Raw genomic sequence first — 18665 nt, 5'->3', positions numbered from 1 at the left:
TTCCGCTCGACAAACGCAGGCTCGAAAATTGAAAGCTGACAAAGCACCAGGCATCCATTGCTGTTACACGGCAGTCGATCGGCGTCGGCGGTAGGTCGACGCGGCGATGCCCAGCAGTAGGACGCAGGTGCCGGTGGGTTCGGGGATCGCGGTGACTTGGCCGCTAAGGATCAGATTGTCGATGCCGAAGTCTTGGTCGACGCCCTCGCTGCCGTACAGCCGAAGCGCGACGGTGTTGGTGCCTGTTAAGCCTTGGAAGTCGCTCAAATCGAGCGGTCCGGTATTCCAGGTCCCGGTCGAAAAACTACCGCCGGTCGATTCGGCCTGCGGTTCGCCAGGCGCGTAGTGATCGTGCGATAGATTGCGGACAAAGTCGGTCGCTCCGCGAAGTCCATTGATCGCGGGATCGCCCGCCGGGTTGACGAACAGGGAGTAGGTCACACTTGCATCGTCTATATTCGTCCCCCGCGTCTTCAGTGAGTCAAAGCTCAGTGATTCGAGGTTGAGCCGGAATCCGATCTGCACGTCGACCTCAAAGTAGACCGCTTGATTGGTATCCGCGAATGACCGATCGTCATTTCGATCCGTGCTGAATCCGAGCGCATCGTCATAGGCTTCGGCGCCAAAACCCAGCGCCGCCGTCGGATTCAGGTTCGGAGAAAACTGCAGGTCGCTGATCGTTGTTCCCGCAACGAAAGCATTGTTGGAAAGGTTCAAACCCGTATTGGCACCGAGTGTGTTGGACGGATCGTCGGTGTAGTCATTGCCTTGGAAATCGAAACGAGCGATCACATCGGCTTCCGCGCGCCGGTCAGCGACCAGCGTCATCACAATCAAGGCGGGGACCGCGATCAGCCTGTTGAGCCAGGCCCCACGAAACGATTTCATATCCATCAACCTATCGGGGTTTCCGTCTTCGCAGTGTGGTCCATGACAAACCGACCAGTCCCAGCAGGGTCAAGCCGCTACCGGGTTCGGGAACGACGCCTCCGCTTCCTCCACCACCACCGCCGCTGCCAGATGTCAGCGTGAAGGTCAGTGAACTTTCGCCCACGGTTCCGAATTCGAAGTTGAGCACCTTGGAGTCACCACCGATCGGGAACACGGCGGCTGAAGACGTTCTTAATGAATTGTCGTTTGGATCAACCTTCCCGGTAATATCTAAAGTGATCGAATCGCCGATTCCGAGTCCGAGTCCCGAGTAATCAAAGGTAAATGTACCGAACTGAAACGGAGCCGAGTTCGTCATTGGATACCTGGGGCTACCCGTATCAAAGGCGCTCCACACGGCTCTTGCCGGATCGCTACGGGTTACAGGCCCAAAACGCTGTTGGTCACTTCCGTCGAGCCAAGCGTCGAACGGAGCGGTCAAACCCAACGTGACCCTGGAGTAAGCGTTTGGATCACCGGCCAATGGTGCGACGCCGGCCAGCGCAGTGGAATTGACGGTGCTGTTGAAAATGTCTAGCTCAACGAGATCCAAATCCAAGCCGACGGTGTTGAGCCCGCTGCTGTCTGCGGCAATAAAGAAATCGACTTCGAACTTGTCTTCACCGGCGAGCTGTCGAATGTTTCGCAATCCGCCAAGAACACCGGCTTGGCAATGGGGACGATCCAGGCCCAGCATTGCGACGACCAGCATGAGGATGAGGCCGATCGCAGGCAATCCAGTCGCGGTCCATCTGGGCTTCGCGGGTGATCGGGGCTTCGCGGGGGATCGGGGGGGCGGCAACGGAGGTGTCATGATCGACCGGATCTTTCATCGCAATGACGAACGATCACGTCCCCTGAATAGTTTGGGTCTTTGAGTATCGGACTTGAGCACTCGTTGTCACCCTGCGAGACAACCGAACCGACGATAGACAATTGTGATCCGGAAATCAACCTTCTGGTTTGACTCAGGGAACAAGTTGCCTCTCTTTAAATAGAGTCGACGAGGACCGGGATTTCCGTGATTCGGCCGGCCCCCCGATTTCGTCCGCTGACCGAGCAGCTCGAATGGGGGCATTCAACGGCCGGGGCCGGGGCCGATGTTTCTGCCGGTGTGATGCAGGCCGTGATAGTTCCATGAACGTAGTCCACACCCCTTCCCCAGAGCTTGCAAAGCGACCTGAGACCACTAACCTAGGTACACTGTTTGGAGGGAATTTGCGCCGCATTGGCCCCACAAAAACACCGGCCGCCAAGGATCCGGTAGACGGCACACTCAAGGTTGCTGAAAGCCATCGGGCGTTCTTGTGAAGGGGCTGCCGCGTGCGTGAACGTGTACCCCCTTTCCTTTTTTTGAATCGGCGGCCCCGGTGGATCAGTTTTTCGATCATGCGACCCGTTCGGCAGAGCCGTCGAATTCGGTCACCCGTTGTCGAACTCTCGATCTGCTTTCGTGCCGCCCATACTGTTAGGCGTCTTCGATGGCACGGAAATTTGATCCGTCGGCTGACCAGGGTGGTTACGTTCAAAAGCTTCGTGATCGCCGTCGCATCAAAGCGGCGCGGAGCCGCCGCAAGAGTCTGAGCGACGGCTTGATGCGGGCTCCGTTCGAGAAACTGGAAGACCGCCATCTGTTGGCGACGGTCAATTGGGACGGCGGAGGCGACAACCAGCGCTGGCACGATCCGCTCAATTGGGAAGGCGACGTCCTGCCGACTGCTGCCGACCAAGCGGTGATCCAAGACGCGTCGAGTGAATTGATCATTCGGATCGACGACAACGTGGTCGTCGCGTCGATCGACACCACGGAACAACTCGAAATCAGCTCGGCCGAATTGCGGACGGCTTCCTTGGTGGCACAGGAGGTCCGTTTTCAAGACGGCACGCTGAATCCGACCGACGGTCAAACGTTGACCGCCGACATCGCCGGCCGCATGACGGTCGACGGTTCGGCCAGCCAGTTCGTGATCCTCGGCAACGTTCACGTCGGCGGCGAACTGGTTCTCAAACGCGGATTGACGTTGCTCGCCACCGGAAGCGATGCCGAGTTGACCGTGGACGGCGATGCCGCCTTGCAGGGCGTTCGTCTGACGGCCAACAGTGGCGGCTTGCTTTCGTTCCCCGGAATCACTTCGTTCCAACATGACTCCGCCGCGTTCAACGAAGATTTGACCTACACCGCAACCGGAGCTGACAGCCGGATCGAGTTTCCGAATCTTGTCTCGCTTGCCGGCGGAACCCACGGAGGCGCCGACATTTTTGTCCGCGCCCAAGACGGCGGCGCGATCGCGATGCCGATGGTGCAAACGATCACAGATCCCAGTCGCGGTGACACCGCTTCGCGATCGATCGACTTACGTGCCACCGGTGCCGGAAGCCGCATCGACCTTTCGTCGCTGGTCTCCATGCATGACCGCAATCGCAATGAACCCGGCGTGCTGCTGGAGTCCGGCGGCGGTGTCATCGAATTGGGGGCACTACAATCAGCGATCGGACTGAACCTGACCCTGCAGTCGTCCGCCGATCAACCGCTTGCCCAACTCCGGCACCTCACCGACACCACGGTCGTTCTTTCCGGCGGCGACTATTTAGCACAAGACCTGGTCCGTTCGACTCGATCATCGATTGACATCTCCGGCGGGAGTTTGCAAGTTGATGCCCTGGCCGACATCGATGGATCCAGTTTCATCGTTTCGGCAGGTGCGACCGTGGCACTTCCCGCGGTTACCCGGTATTCATCTTCGTCGACCGGGAACAACCAGCAAAAACGCTTTCGAGCGACCGGCGCCGGCAGCCAATTGTCGCTGCCGAATTTGGAGGTCATCCGGGGCGGGACGCATTACGGTTCTCAACTGTATGCAGAAGCGTTCGACGGCGGAGTGCTCAATCTCGCATCGGTGCAATCGATCGTCGATCCCGACGAAGGTGACAATCGTTACCGGCGATTCTTGATCGATGCCGATGGAGCGGGCAGCCGAATCGACCTCTCGTCGCTGCGTCAAATCCATGACACGCGGTGGATCGGATCGGCCGGCGACAACTCGTTGCTCGAAGCGACCGGGGGAGCCGACATTGTCGCGCCCTTGTTGACACATCTGCGCGGCACGCGATTGCTGCTCGGCGATTCCGGGTCGATCACCTCGGATCAGTTCCTCGGCATTTCCGACGGCACCGTCACGATCCGTGACGTGGATCGGATGTTTCCCAATGTGACGCGGGCCGATGCGACGTCATGGGACATCGCGAACGCTTCGGTTGATCTCTCGCAGTTGACGACGCTTGATCATGGCGGAATCACACTCGGGGCCGGCGCGGTCTTGAATGTCGATTCGCTGCACAACATCGATTCGGCGGACCTGATTGTTTCCGACGGCGCCGTGCTCGCGCTGCCGTCTGTTGTGGCGTACACGCATACCGAAACGGCAAACTATCAAACCCGAACCTGGGCGGTGACGGGGGCGGGCAGCCGGATCGAACTGCCGAACCTGCGGACGATCAGCGGCGGGACGGGGTATCAATCGCGCCATCACTTCAGCGCCGAAAGCGGAGGCGTTTTAGAATTGCCGGCGTTGCAGTCGGTGCAAGACACACCCGGTGACAACCGGGTCGGCGGCTTCGAGTTTCGGGCCAGCGGCACGGATTCGTTGATCAACCTGACCGCGCTTGAGCAGATCGTTGACTTGAATGCGGATCAACGATCGGTCGTCCAAGCGGCCACCGGCGGCACCCTCTTGATGGCGGCATTGACGTCGACCCGTGGCGTGAACTTTGTCGAAGACCACACCGGGACGATGTCGCTTTCACAACTCGAATCCTTGATCGATTCCGGGCTGACGCTTAGCGGCAGCGACGTCACCCTGGATCGATTGGTGATCGCCGACGGGACGGAGCTCAATCTGTTGGGAGTCAACTTGGCGATCCCCCAGATCGGAAGCTTGATCGATGGGGCGATCACGGCCGGCGCCGGCGGCAGCCTGACCGCTCCGTTGCTGACCAACATCGACGGCGTCGATTTTGATCTCAGCGGCGGTGTGACGATCGCATTGCCAGGGGTGACGCAGTATCGGCATGCCGCTCAGGCCAACTACGTCGATCGGACCTGGCAAGTCGACGGCGTCGGCAGCCGATTGGAATTGCCGTCGTTGATTTCGATCGAAGGCGGCAGGTACTATGACAACGATATCAACATTCGCACCACCGGCGGCGGAGTGATCAATCTTTCGTCGGTCCGGCAATTGCGTGATCTGCCCGACGGCGACAATCGTTATGCCGCCTTTTCCGTGACCACCGACGGTGTCGGCAGCCAAATCGACCTCTCCTCGCTGACCGCCATCTTCGATCGCTATGGCAGCGGAGGCCAGGGGGAACCCTCCGTGCTCGACGCGACGGCAGGAGGCCAGTTGATCGTGCCCGAGTTGGTGGATCTGTACGGGACACAACTGACGATCGATACGCCGGGCGACCCGGATGTTTCGATCCTCAATCGCATCGAAGACAGTCAAATCACGATCACCTCGATGCCGGGAGACTTCACGGAACTCGAATCGATCGACAAGAGTCGGTTGATCTTGTCCGACACCGACGCTTCGTTTCCGGCGATCACGCGTTTTACACTCGGTACGCTGGCCACCGACGCCGGTGCCACCGTTTCGATGCCGTTGGTGACCAACGTCGATGGGACGACCTTCGAAGTCCGCGGCGGCACGGCCATCGAGCTGCCACTGGTTGAGTCCTACGACCTGGCTCGTTCGGCAAATTACCAAAAATCCAACTGGGTCATCGACGGCGCCGGCAGCCTGTTGGATCTCTCCGGCCTGCGTTGGATCCGAGGCGGGACCGCCTATGAAACGCAGCTCAACGTGACCGTCAGCGGCGGCGGCGAGCTGGACTTGAGCCGGCTGGAACAAATCGTCGATCGAACCGATGGGGACTTGCGACGGCGCCGCGTTTCAATGACCGCCACCGGCGCGGACTCGGTGATCTTTCTCGACGAGCTGCAAAACGTGATCGATCGCAACGGGGACATCTCGTCGCAGTTGGTCGAAGCCGATGCGGGGCGAATTGTCGCGCCCGCCATCACGACATTGGTCAACACCACGGTCAGCGGTGATCTCGCCGACAGCCCCCTCGCACCGGCCCCGCTGCCGATTGCGGATGAACCGATCGTGGCCGCTCTCGGCGCGGAAAGCGGCGACGAACTGGCCGAATCGAGTCAAGCGGCCGAGCCGGCGGTCACCTGGATCGGCGGCGACGGTGACTGGGCGACGGCATCGAATTGGAGCACCGGGGTCGTGCCCGGAATCGACGACGAGGTGTTGATCGACAATGCCTCGGTGACCGTCACGATCTCCACCGGTGCACAACAGGTCCGTCGTCTCAACGGCGTCGGCGGGCTGGCGATCACCGGCGGATCCTTGACCGTCTATGATGACTCCGAATTGAGTGGCAACGTGACCGTCAGCAACGGTGGGGTCCTTGCCGCGGCAGGTCCCGCCGCCGTGTTCACCGCTAGCGGAACGACGAACATCGACGGAGGCAGTTTGACCGCGACCGCAGGCGGCCAATTACATCTGCCCACGGTCACCGCCTACGACCACCTCTCGACGGTCAATTTTCAAACACGCCAGTTCCTGGCCGAAGATCCCGGCAGCCGGATCGTGATCGATGCGTTGCAGACGATCACCGGCGGGACACACTACCAATCGCGTCTGTTGATCCAGGCCTACGGCGGCGGACAGATCGAGATGCCCGCCCTGCGTTCGATCATCGGCCCCGACGATGGCGACATCCGAACCCGACGAATCAATCTGATCGCCGACGGACCGGACAGCCGAATCGACGCGCCCCTGTTGGCCGAGTTGACCGACCGTTCCAGTTTCGCCGACGGCGAGTACTCTTCGTTGGAAGCCCGTAACGGCGGCGTCGTGAATACCCCGGCGATCACGACGCTGAACGGCGTTCGCGTGGTTCGCGAATTCGAAAGTGTGATCACGATCGGCAATCTCACGTCGACCGATCGAGTGGACATCGAAACCTGGGGCACAACGCTGGACCTCGGTTCGCTCGCCACCGCCAACGAAACTCGCATCACCGCGGTCGATAGCGCTGTCGCGTTGGACGTGCTGACGACGTTCGAACGAGGCTCCATCACCCTGCGAGATTCGGCATCGATCAACGCGCCGTTGCTGACCGACATCAACGGCACGTCGCTGGTCACCAGCGGCGGTTCCCAGATCGAATTGTCCGGCGTGACAGCCTATGACCACGGTTCGATCGCCAACTATCAAGATCGCACGTGGTTGGCCGATGGGCCCGACAGTCGCGTCGCCCTGCCGAATCTGATCACGGTGACCGGCGGCGCCCATTACGACACCGATCTGTTTATCACCGCAGCGGCCGGGGGATCCGTTGAACTGCCGAAACTGGATCAAATCATCGACGGCGGCGGTGACGACCGACAAAAACAGATTCGCATCATCGCCGACGGACTCGACAGTGAGGTGCGACTGGACGCTTTGACCAGCTTTGGCGATGTCAACTCGGACGTCCGGTCCCAATTGATCGCGAGATTCTGGGGCAACATCCACGCACCCGTGCTCCTCTCGGTCGGCGGCGTGGAGATCTCCCTGGATGGTCGTGGGACGATGCAAACGGCTCAACTGGAATCCATCGACGGCGGCTACCTGAATCTCAACTCGGGTGACTACGATTTCAGCGGTCTCACCTCCGCGTCCAATACCGCGGTGGAACTCGATCACGCGACGGCCGATTTGAGCGCGCTGGCCGAACTCGCCGGCGGGTCGATCGCGATTCGTGGCGGTCTTTCGATCAACCTGAGCGGATTGACAAGCATCGATGGCGTGACATTGTCCGTGGTCGATGGTGGATCGCTGGGTCTGTCGAACGTGACCGAATACGACGTGGCAACGACCGCCAACAACCAGACACGCAGTTGGACCGCCCGCGGTGCCGGTTCATCGATCGATTTGAGTGGCCTGACTCGAATCACCGGCGGTACGTTTTACGGCTCCCGTCTGACGATCGAATCGCATGCCGGCGGCCAGATCGATTTGCAAAACGTCACCGAGATGGTCGATGGACTGACCGATGACGCCCGTGCCCGCCACATCGACGTGACCGCCCGCGACAAGAACAGTCTGGTCGACTTGCGTTCCCTGACACGGATTCAAGACAGCCATACGCCGCCGTCGAGCGCGGGCGAGTATTCGGAATTGATCGCAGACCGCGGCGGCCTGATCCGGCTCGATTCACTGGCGACGCTCGAAGGTGTTCGAATCGCCGTCGACGGAACGCAGGATTGGAACTTCAGCCAATTGACATCGATGTTGCGGAGCGAAGTTGCGGCGACCGGAACCGCCGTCAGTTTTCCGAACTTGGTCACTGCCGACGTCACGAACTTCGTCGCCAACGATGCAACGATCAACGTCCCCGCTTTGACGACGCTGACCGGTGGATCGATCGATCTGTTTGCCGACTCGGAATTCAACGCCGTCGTGCTGGCGAACATCGATGGGACGAGTCTCGCTGTGGCAACGGGCATCGATCTTGACTTGCCCTTGGTCACCACCTACGCACACGCCTCGACCGGCAACAGCCAGACGCGAGCCTTTGTCGCCACCGGATCGGACAGCCGAATCGGTCTGCCGAACCTGACGGAAATCACCGGCGGAACCTTTTACAACGCGGTGCTGCGGATCGCCGCCAACGAAGGGGGACTCGTCGACCTTTCCAGTCTACAAACCGCGACCGAACCCGACTCCGGTGACAAACGCTACCGCGCGATCCATTTCGTCGCCGATGGTCTGGAAAGCCGAATCGAAATGCCGCTGTTGACTTCGTTTTCGGACTACGGTGAATTCTCGATCGCCTCGCCAGGCACACGGACGTATTCGTCCATCACGGCCACGCGCAGCGCGGTCATCGAATCCGCAGCACTTTCCCAGATCCGTGGCGTCCGCGTTTATGCCGATGCGTCGAGCGACTTTCCCACGCCTGCCATCGTCAACGCCACCGACAGTGTGATCCAGATCGACGGCAGCGGGCTGGTCGAGTTGCCTTTATTGGCCAGCGCCCCTGGAACGGCGATCCGGGTCGACGGCCTGCTGATTTCGCTTCCCGAATTGACCGAAATTCCACGCGGCGAAATCTCCATCACCGGCGCTGGGGCCGCGTTTCTCCCATCGCTCACCGACGTCGACGGGGCGACGTTGATCGCATCCGAAGGGTCGGTGCTGGAGTTGCCATCGGTCACGACCATCACGCATGCGACCAACGGGAACAATCAATCCATGGTCCTCCGCGCCGAGGGGTACGGCAGCGTGCTGGATTTGAGCAATGTGACGTCCGTGACCGGAGGTGCAAACTATGACGCCCGTGTCTACATCGAAGCCTTGTCCGGCGGTTTGGTCGACCTCTGGCAGGTGCAATCGATCACGGAAACCGATCAGGGCGACCAGCGCTATCGGCGGTTCGAATTACTCAGCGAGGGCATCGGAAGTACCATCGATTTGACTTCGCTGCGTTCCTTCACCGATCCACACACCGGCAGCTTTACGTCATCAACCCGTTATTCGACGATCGAATCTCGCTACGGCGGGGTGGTCGAATTGAGCCGGGAGCCCGAGGTCAGGACGGATTTGCGCGGCATCTACACCACCGCGGGATTGAATGCCGTCATCGGCGGTCAGATCCACGTCGAGAGTGGCTCCGTGTTGACCGGTCAAGGCACCGTTGACGGCGAAGTGTGGGTTGCCGGTGTCATCGATCCCGACGGCAAGTTGACGATCGACGGCCGCTTCGAGTTGTACGACGACGGTTACTTGAATTTCTTGATCGCGGGACTGACCCCCGTCACCGAGCACGACGTCTTGGAAGTGACCGGGCGGGTGATTCTGGACGGCACGATCCAAACGCTCGGCGGTGCCGAATACAACCCGGGACCGGGCGACAGTTACCTGGTGATGACCTTCGACTCCCGCTTCGGCACGCCCAAATACGAGGGACTGGATTTCGGCAGCCAACTGCTGTCGCCAGAACTCTCTCCGACGACGCTCGAGTTCATCACCGGGTTCTCCAGCGGTGCGGCGATCACCAGCGTCATCGCCTCCGACAGCGCCGTCAATCCGGACGGCCCCTTCTTGATCATCGCATTTGACGAGCCCGTCGACGCGGATTCGTTCGACGTCGATGACGTGATGTTGACGGGGCCGGGCGCGACGGCGATCGCGATTGATTTGATCGAGCCGTTTGCCGAAACGAACAACTTGTTCCGGCTGCGACCGAATCTCACCCAATACGTCGACGGCCAGTACACCATCACGATCGGGCCGAACGTACTGGATTTCGTCGGCAACTCGATGAACCAAGACGAAGACCAGATCAACGGAGAACCGATCGAAGATCAATTCACCGCGACGTTTGATTGGGCGCTGCCCGATTTGGACTTGGTCGGCGGAACGCTTGTGACGGCGGAAACCGAGTATTCCTTCGGCGGTGAGGTTGACCTGTTGTTCGATATCACCAACGCCGGCAATGCGATCGCAGGCGGCAACAGTTGGCGAGACCGAATTTATTTGTCGACCGACACGACGCTCGATGGCAATGACATTCAGCTCGAAAGCGTGGTCCGTGATGATCCCCTGGCCGGCGGTCAATCGTACACGTTGGATCTGACGGTCACGTTGCCGCTGGATGATGCGTTGGCGGCGGGAACGTACTACCTGCTCGCTTCGATCGACGACGACCAACGGATCAGCGAAATCGACGAAGCGAACGTTTATGCCTCGTCGCCGCTCGAGCTGTCATTCCCGCCGCTGGTCGATCTTTTCCCCACCACCATCACCGGCCCGACCGCCGGCCAACCACGGCAATCCAACGTCATCACGTGGCAAGTCGCCAACCAGGGTGACGAACCCACCGCGACGCACTGGTTTGACCGTATTTACGCCGAATCAGTCAGCGTCCCTGGTCAACGAACACTGATCGGCACGGCGCGACAAAACGGACCCTTGCAACCCGGTGAAAGTTACACGTCGATGATGACGGTGAACTTGCCGGATTTGGCCGACGGCGACTACCGCATTTTGGTCGTCAGCGACGACAGCAACCGGGTGTTCGAAGGTCCCTACGAAGGCAACAACACGCTGTTCGGGGGCGTGCTGACGGTGACACACCCCGATCTCGAGGCACGCAATTTTGACGCGCCGGCGGCTGCCAATTCGGGTCAGGAAATCGACGTCAGCTGGGACTTCTTGAATCTGGGAACCGCCACCGCCCAACAGTGGCAACAACGCATCTATCTGTCCGACAATCAAACCTTGTCCGGCGATGATCGTCTGGTGGACCAGTTTACGATCTCGACGCCGTTGGCCCCGGGACAGACACGAACGGAATCACGGACGATTCGATTACCCGTCGATCTGCAAGGCAGTCAATTCCTGTTGCTCGTCAGTGACGCCGCCGCCGAGCTGGGTGAATTGTCCGCCGGTGAAAACAATAACGTCGCAGCCAAGTTGATCGAATTGACCCTTTCGCCCTACGCCGATCTTGCCGTCAGCAACGTCGATGCACCGGCACTGGTGATCGGTGATCCGGCAGAGATCACCGTCGACTGGACGGTCACCAACCTGGGCATCGGACGCGGATTCGTCGACCAGTGGATCGATGCGATCGTGCTGAGCGAAAACGCGATCGCCGGAGACGGCGATGACGTTGTCGTCGCGACGTTCCCGCATACCGGCGGGCTCGATCAAAACGAATCGTACTCGCGCAGCGAGACGTTTCGATTGCCGGCGGAAACGAACGGACGATTCACGCTGTTCGTCCGCAGCGACTACGGCGACGCCGTGTTTGAAAACGACATCGAAGCCAATAACGATGTCGCCCGCAGCGGCCAAGTCGACATCATGCCGGCGCCGTTCGCGGACCTGGTCGTCGAATCGATCGATGTGCCGTTGCCGGTCAATGCCGGCGGCATCACCAGCCTGACCTGGACGGTCCGCAACCAGGGGATCGGCGTGACCAGTCGCGGCGACTGGTATGACCTGGTTTACCTCTCGACCACACCCGACGAGACCGGACTGATCGACGGCACGGAGACCAGTTTCCAGCACTTCGGCCAAATCGGTCCCGACGGCAACTACGTCCGAACTGGCAATCTGGTGATCCCCGACGGATTGTCCGGCGACCACTACCTGATCGTTCAGACGGCCTACAAGAATGGCCCGTTTGAGTTTCTCTACGATGACAACAACATCACTGCCAGTGCGGCGTTCCCGATCACGCTGCTGCCGCCCCCCGACCTGATCGTGACTTCGGTGACCGTGCCGACCGAGGCCGAGGAAGGCACGTTGATCGATGTCCAGTGGACCGTGAGCAATGACGGTTTTGGCGAAGCATCGGGCGGCTGGATCGATCGAGTTTATTTGCAAGAAGCAGGCAACCCCAACGGCGACTTGATTCAACTGGGCCAGTTCCCCTTCGTCGATCCGATTCCCGCCGGCCAAAGCTACAATCGCAGCGAGCGGCTGCGGATTCCGACACAGTCGACCGGCACCTTCAATCTGTTCGTCAAAACCAACTTCAATGCGCTACTCTACGAGGGCGCCGGGATCGACAACAACGCCACGTCACAGCCGATCACGATCCATGTTCGCCCGCGACCGGACCTGCAAGTCGAATCGATCACGATTCCGGATCGTTTGCCCGCCGGTGCGACGATCGCTCCGGAGTTTGTTGTCGTCAACCAGGGCAGCGTCGGCACCGGCAGCACCCAGTGGGTCGATCGTGTCTACCTGTCGTTGGATACGACGATCGATCATGCGGACATCTTGATCGGTGAGCTGCCCAACAGCGCCGCGTTGGAAGCAGGCGAACGCTACAGCACCGAAGCGGGCAGCGTCGTCGTTCCGCTGCGCTATCGCGGCGATGTTTACGTCATCGCGCTGACCGACGCACAAGACCGCGTCGAGGAGTGGCCCAACAACAATAATAACCTGACCTACAAGTCGATCTATATCGAGCCCGAACCGCTGGCCGATCTGGTCGTCAGCGACGTCGTCGCGCCGTCACAAGTGGTCGCCGGAAGCACGATCCCCGTCCGCTACACCGTCACCAATCTGGGCAGCGGTGCAACGCACGGTGACACCTGGACCGAAAATGTCTGGCTGACGCGTGACAAGAACCGGCCGCACCCCGGTCAGGGTGATTTCTTGTTGCAGACGTTGACACACAACGGATCACTGGACCGTTTTGCCGGCTATGAAACAGAAACGACGATACGAATCCCTCGCGAATTGGAATCGGGCACTTGGTACGTCACGCCGTGGGTGGATCCGCTGGACGTGATCCCCGAGGACACACTTGCCTCGAACACCAATCCCGACGACCCGAACAATATTGACAACAACAACTACAAGGCGCGGGCGATCGATGTACTCGGATCGCAGCCCGATCTGATCGTCACCCAAGTGGTCGCGCCGGATTCCGCTTCCGGCGGCGACACGATTTCGGTCACCTGGACCGTCAGCAACTTCGGACTCGCCGATGCCGAACCCGGTGGCTGGATCGACCGAATTTATCTGAGCGACCATCCGGATCCGAAAGACGATTTCGCGACGACGTTGCTGCTGGGTGAAAAGAAACGCGACCTGCCGCTGGCCAAAGGTGCTTCGTACACCGACACGCTGGACATCCCGTTATCGCCCTCGGCCACGGGCCAGTACATCATCGTGATCACCGACGACGATGTCCCGCCGACACCCTCAATTGACCTGTCGGGTTTCTTCCCGCAAATTCCGCCACCGGAGAAGTACTATCCGGTCAACGAAGTGGACGAGACGAACAACGCGACCGCGGTCGCGTCGGACATTCGCAGCTATCCCGCCAACCTGAAAGTGGTGGATTTCGACATCCCCGACAACGGCTATTCGGGCGAAGAAGTCACGTTTTCGTACACCGTTGAAAACATCGGCACCAACCCCGTCTGGAGCGGCACGCGGTACTGGAAAGATTTCATTTGGCTCTCTGCCGACGATGACTTTGTGCGGCGGCGTGCGTCGTATTTGGGGGCGTCGATCTACGCCCCCTCCTCGGTGATCAACCCCGGGGATCGTTACACCGTCGAGTACACGACGACGTTGCCCGAAGGAACCGGCGACCATTATTCGCTGTGGGTGCACCTGGATGCGCACAACGACAAGTCGCCGTTGTTCTTTCCCTATCAAGCCCGACTGTTGGAAACCGAGTGGTATCCGGCCGACGAGGGTGACAACGCCGTCTGGCTCGATCACTTTGACCGCTGGGCGTTTGAAGACCCCAGCGACAACTTGGCTCGCGTTGATTTCCCGATCATCTACAAGGAAGCGGACCTGACAATCACGGATTTCCAAGTGCCTGCCGGAGCGACATCGGGCGAGACGATCGAGATCACGTACACGATCGAAAATGCCGGCAACCGTGAAACGCGCGTCAATTCGTGGGTCGATCGTCTGTTCATCTCCCACGACGCATCGTTAGATAATTTCGACCATGAAATCGGCTCACTCGCCCGCGGCGGAACGCTGCTGCCCGGTGAGTCTTACACGGGGACCATTCGCGCCCGGCTTCCCGACGGCATCGAAGGCGATTTCAGCTTGATCCTGTTTACCGATTCGGCGGCCCGCCAGGATCGCGCTCGCCGACCCAGTGACATCGGGTTCGAATTGATCGGCCTGGAATTCGAAACGCCGGGCACGCTGGAACCTTGGGACCTCGCATCGGAAGCGTCGCGGGAATCCGCGCGCGGCAAGGTCAAGGAATACCAACTCGAAGGCAACAACATCGTCGTCCGAGATCTGCCGATCACGCTGGCCCCGTTGCCCGATTTGCAGGTCACATCGATCACGGTTCCCGAGCGGGCCGATCGTGGGCAAGAGATCCAGGTCGAATTCACCGTCATGAACTTTGGCGGCAGCACGGTCGGTGGACAACAAGAGTGGATCGATTCGATCTATTTGTCGCGCGACGAGTTTCTGGATCTCAGCAGCGATATTTACCTGGGCACGCTGCAGCATGAAGGCGGCCTGACGGCCGGCGGTTCTTATTCCGCATCGCGAACCGTGTCGCTTCCCGGAGATCTGCTCGGTCCCTATTACGTGTTCGTCATTGCCGATCCGGACCGCGGCAGCGTCAGCGGCGACGTATTCGAAGGCCCTAACGAACGCAACAACTCGCGGACGACCGCGATCCCCACGATCATCGAACTGCCTCCGGCGACGGACTTGCAAGTCACCGAGATCACCGTTCCCCCGAACGTCGAAGCCGGTTCGCCGGCGACGATCACCTGGACGGTGACGAACACCAGCAGCGAAACCGTCAGCGGTCGATGGTCGGACAGTCTGTTTTTCTCCAGCGACGCCAATTGGGATCTGCGTGATGCGGCGGCGGGCCGATTGGAGTTCCGCGGTACGCTGGCACCGGGTCAAAGCTATACACAAGTCTTTGAAACCTTGACGCCCTCGCTGACGCCGGGTGAGTATCGCGCGATCGTGCGGACCGACATCTTGAATCAAGTCTACGAAGACATCGGCGATAGCAACAATATCACCGCATCGCCGTCAACGATGCAATTGACCGCGCCGTTCCTGACGCTCGATGTTCCGCTGCCGACCACGCTCGCCACCGGACAGCAACGCCTGTTCGCCGTCGACGTGCCCTTTGATCGAACGTTGCGGGTCACGGTGTTCGCCGACGATGATTCAACCCACGAGGTTTTCCTGCGGCACAACGATGCGCCGACGGTTCGCAGCTTTGACGCCAGCAGCGGCGGAACATTGTCGGAAACGCCGTTTGCGATCATTCCCGCGACCGAAGCCGGAACGTATTACGTGTTGGTCCGCGGATTCGCAACCGAAAGTGATACCTCGCCGATTCGCATTCTGGCCGAGTTGCTGCCGCTGGCGATCACGAACATCCAGACCGACATCGGTGGCGATTCGAAATTCGTGACGACCACCATTTCCGGCGCCCGGTTCCACGAAGACGCGATCGTCAAACTGGTGCGGCCCGGTTTTGCAGAAATCATCCCGGTCAACCAAAACTACATCTCGGCGTCCGAAATCATCGTCACGTTCGATTTGGAAGACGCGCCGCGAGGTTTGTACGACGTCCAAGTCATCAACCCCGGTGGCGAAGTCGCCGTCGTTCCCTATCGATTCCAAGTCGAACGGACGATCGAACCCGAAGTCACGATCGGCATCGGCGGCCCACGTTACGTTTTTGCCGGTGACGCCGGAACGTACAGCGTCGCGCTGCAGAACCTCGGCAATATTGATGCGCCCTACGTCTATTACAACGTCGGCATCCCAGAGATGGGAATCAATGACTTCGTGTACGGATTGCCCTACAACCATTTCACGTCGAATTTGCGTGGGGGCCCCGAAGAAGGCACGCTAGCCGATTTGCCCTGGGCGGAATTGGATTCGGCCGTCAACACCGATGGAACCGTCACCGCCGGCGGCTACCTGTTCGATCAGCCCGCCGACGGGTTCTCCGGGTTCACGTTCCAGGTGCAAACCTATCCGGGACTGCGCGAGTTGCATGATCACGCCTGGGAATCGTTCAAGGCCAAGATCTACGAAGCCTTGCCGCAATACGCCGAGATCGATTTGTTGGCCGACGGGCCGTCGGCGCTCGATCAGATCTCTCCCGGGTTGTCGTTCATCTGGGAGGTCTTTGGCGCCGTCCCCGATTTTCTGACCATCCCCAAAATTCCGTTCCAATTCCACGTCGTCGCCTCGGCGACATCGATGTCGCGCGACGAGTTCATCGAGCACGCCTTGGCCGAAGCGGATCAGTTGCGCGAAGGCATCTTGGCCGATGACGACGCCGATGCGGCCCTGGTCAACCTGGCCGGCAACGAAGCCGCTTGGCAATCGATGTACCTGACCTATCTGGCCGAAAGCGGGCGGCTGCGCGCCGAGGACGCGATCCCGCCGACCCGCCAGGATCAAGAACTTGCCAGCTTGATGGCGACGCTGGCCGGCGGTGTGTTGCGCGGACCCGGCGGAGATCAAATCATCTTGTCCGGAGAATTTGGAGATTTCTTCGAGAACGTTCGTCGCTGGTACGGACACGATCCCGAACTCGAAGCTCCGGTCGATACCAGCGGCACCAACTTCACCGGTGACTCGCTTTCGTTCTTCGGTGTGCTCAGCGGCGCCAACCCGGTTCCGGAACTGCCGACCTTCGAGGACTATGATTTGGGGTTGGATCTGAACACGCATTTTCAAACCATGCGTGTCTATGTGCCCTGGGTTCCGTTCGACAAACGCGGCGCGGGGATTCCGGCGGACTATCAAATTCGCGGCATCACGCCGAACGACGAAGACGTCTTCTTTCCGCTGAATCTGCAAGGTTATTACGACCAACAGGGTTCCAACGTCGGCGCGGTATCGCAAACCGGTCCCTTTACCTTGGAAACCGGCGGGTTTGTCCCGGCCAACGAACCGTTGCCCTTCACGGTGAACTTTCAAAACGATCCCAACACCACCCGCGACGCCAACGAAGTGCGTGTGGTGGTTCCGTTGGATGATAACATGGATCCGCGGACGTTCCAGTTGGGCGATATCAAGATCGGCGACATCACGATCCGCATGCCGGGCGGACGGGCACTTTACCAGGGTGATTTTGAATTTGCCGAAACGCTCGGGTTCAACGTTCGCGTCAGCGGCGGCATCGACGTGAAATCCAACGCGGCGACTTGGTTGATCCAGGCCATCGATCCGCTGACCGGTGAAGTCCGCAGCGATACCGACGGAGGGCTATTGCCGCCCAATAACGCGCAAGGCCAGGGCGCCGGGTTCGTGTCCTACAGCATTGAACTGTCCGACAAGGCCCTGACCGGTCAAACGATCACGGCCAAAGCACGCGTGTTGCTCGATAACGCACCGCCGGAAGACGCCGATGATTTGGTGTACGCGATCGACGCCCAGGCGCCGACCAGCAACGTCACCGTCACGCCGCTGAATGCGGAAAACGATTTTGTCGTGTCATGGGAAGTGACCGACGAGGACGAAGGCAGCGGGTTCAAACACGTCACGTTGTATGTCGCCGAAGACGGCGGCGATTTCAAGATCTGGAAACGTCAGCTGCAACAAGCCAGTGGCGAAGAAGTTTTTATCGGACGTGTCGGACGCAGCTACGAATTCCTGGCCCTGGCGTCGGACTCGGCCGGAAACCGTGAAATCCCTCCGGCCGGGGAAACCGCCGACGATGACGGTTCGTCCACGTCGCTCGGCGCATTGCCGACCGTCGATTCGACGACACGTCCGAATTTCGGACAACCGACGCCGCCGACCACCACCCCGTCGACCAACCCGCTGTTCGCCTCCGCCGAAAACCTGATTCCATCAACCGGATCGACGTCGAACCCGGCCGTCTTTGATACGGTGTTGCAACCCTTCACCGCCAAACGATTCGCCGACGGATTCGACGTCACCGCGACCGGCGTCGCGACCAGCGGCATCGGCCCGATGGCGATCACCGAAACGCCCGACGGCGACATCCTGATCAGCGGCGGATCGGCCCGCAATCAGCTCTACCTGTTCGATGCCAAGGGAGGCGCGGCCGAAGGCACCTGGGCCGAGTTGGATCATCCGATCTTCAATTTGATCTTTGACGACGACGGGCGATTGTGGGCCACCACCGGCGGCGGTCCGCTGTTGGAACTCGACCCG

The 18665-nt window shown here is 60.0% G+C and carries 3 protein-coding genes (1 of these 3 running past the window's edge); 1 reads left to right on the top strand and 2 read right to left on the bottom strand.

Features of this window, described 5'->3' with window-relative positions:
• Positions 1 to 63: 63 nt before the first annotated feature.
• Together Enr13x_RS34405 and Enr13x_RS34400 are read right to left on the bottom strand one after the other, a co-directional pair.
• Complete coding sequence (locus tag Enr13x_RS34405) at positions 64 to 888, bottom strand: hypothetical protein (protein WP_145391411.1); 825 nt, start codon at positions 886 to 888, stop codon at positions 64 to 66.
• A gap of 10 nt (positions 889 to 898) precedes the next feature.
• Positions 899 to 1642 carry a hypothetical protein gene (locus Enr13x_RS34400; protein WP_145391410.1) on the bottom strand — a complete coding sequence of 248 codons (744 nt, stop codon included), beginning with the start codon at positions 1640 to 1642 and terminating at the stop codon, positions 899 to 901.
• 769 nt (positions 1643 to 2411) lie between these two features.
• Here Enr13x_RS34400 and Enr13x_RS34395 point away from each other — a divergent pair.
• Positions 2412 to 18665, top strand: the 5' end (the start) of a protein-coding gene (locus Enr13x_RS34395) for a tandem-95 repeat protein (protein ID WP_145391409.1). It continues 25593 nt past the right edge of the window; the window shows 16254 of its 41847 coding nt (coding positions 1-16254); the start codon lies at positions 2412 to 2414; its stop codon lies off the right edge, out of view.

The sequence above is a fragment of the Stieleria neptunia genome (genome assembly GCF_007754155.1).
Classification (GTDB): domain Bacteria; phylum Planctomycetota; class Planctomycetia; order Pirellulales; family Pirellulaceae; genus Stieleria; species Stieleria neptunia.
The sequence above is the reverse complement of the archived record's forward strand: the minus strand, read 5'-3'. Positions and strand labels throughout refer to the sequence as shown.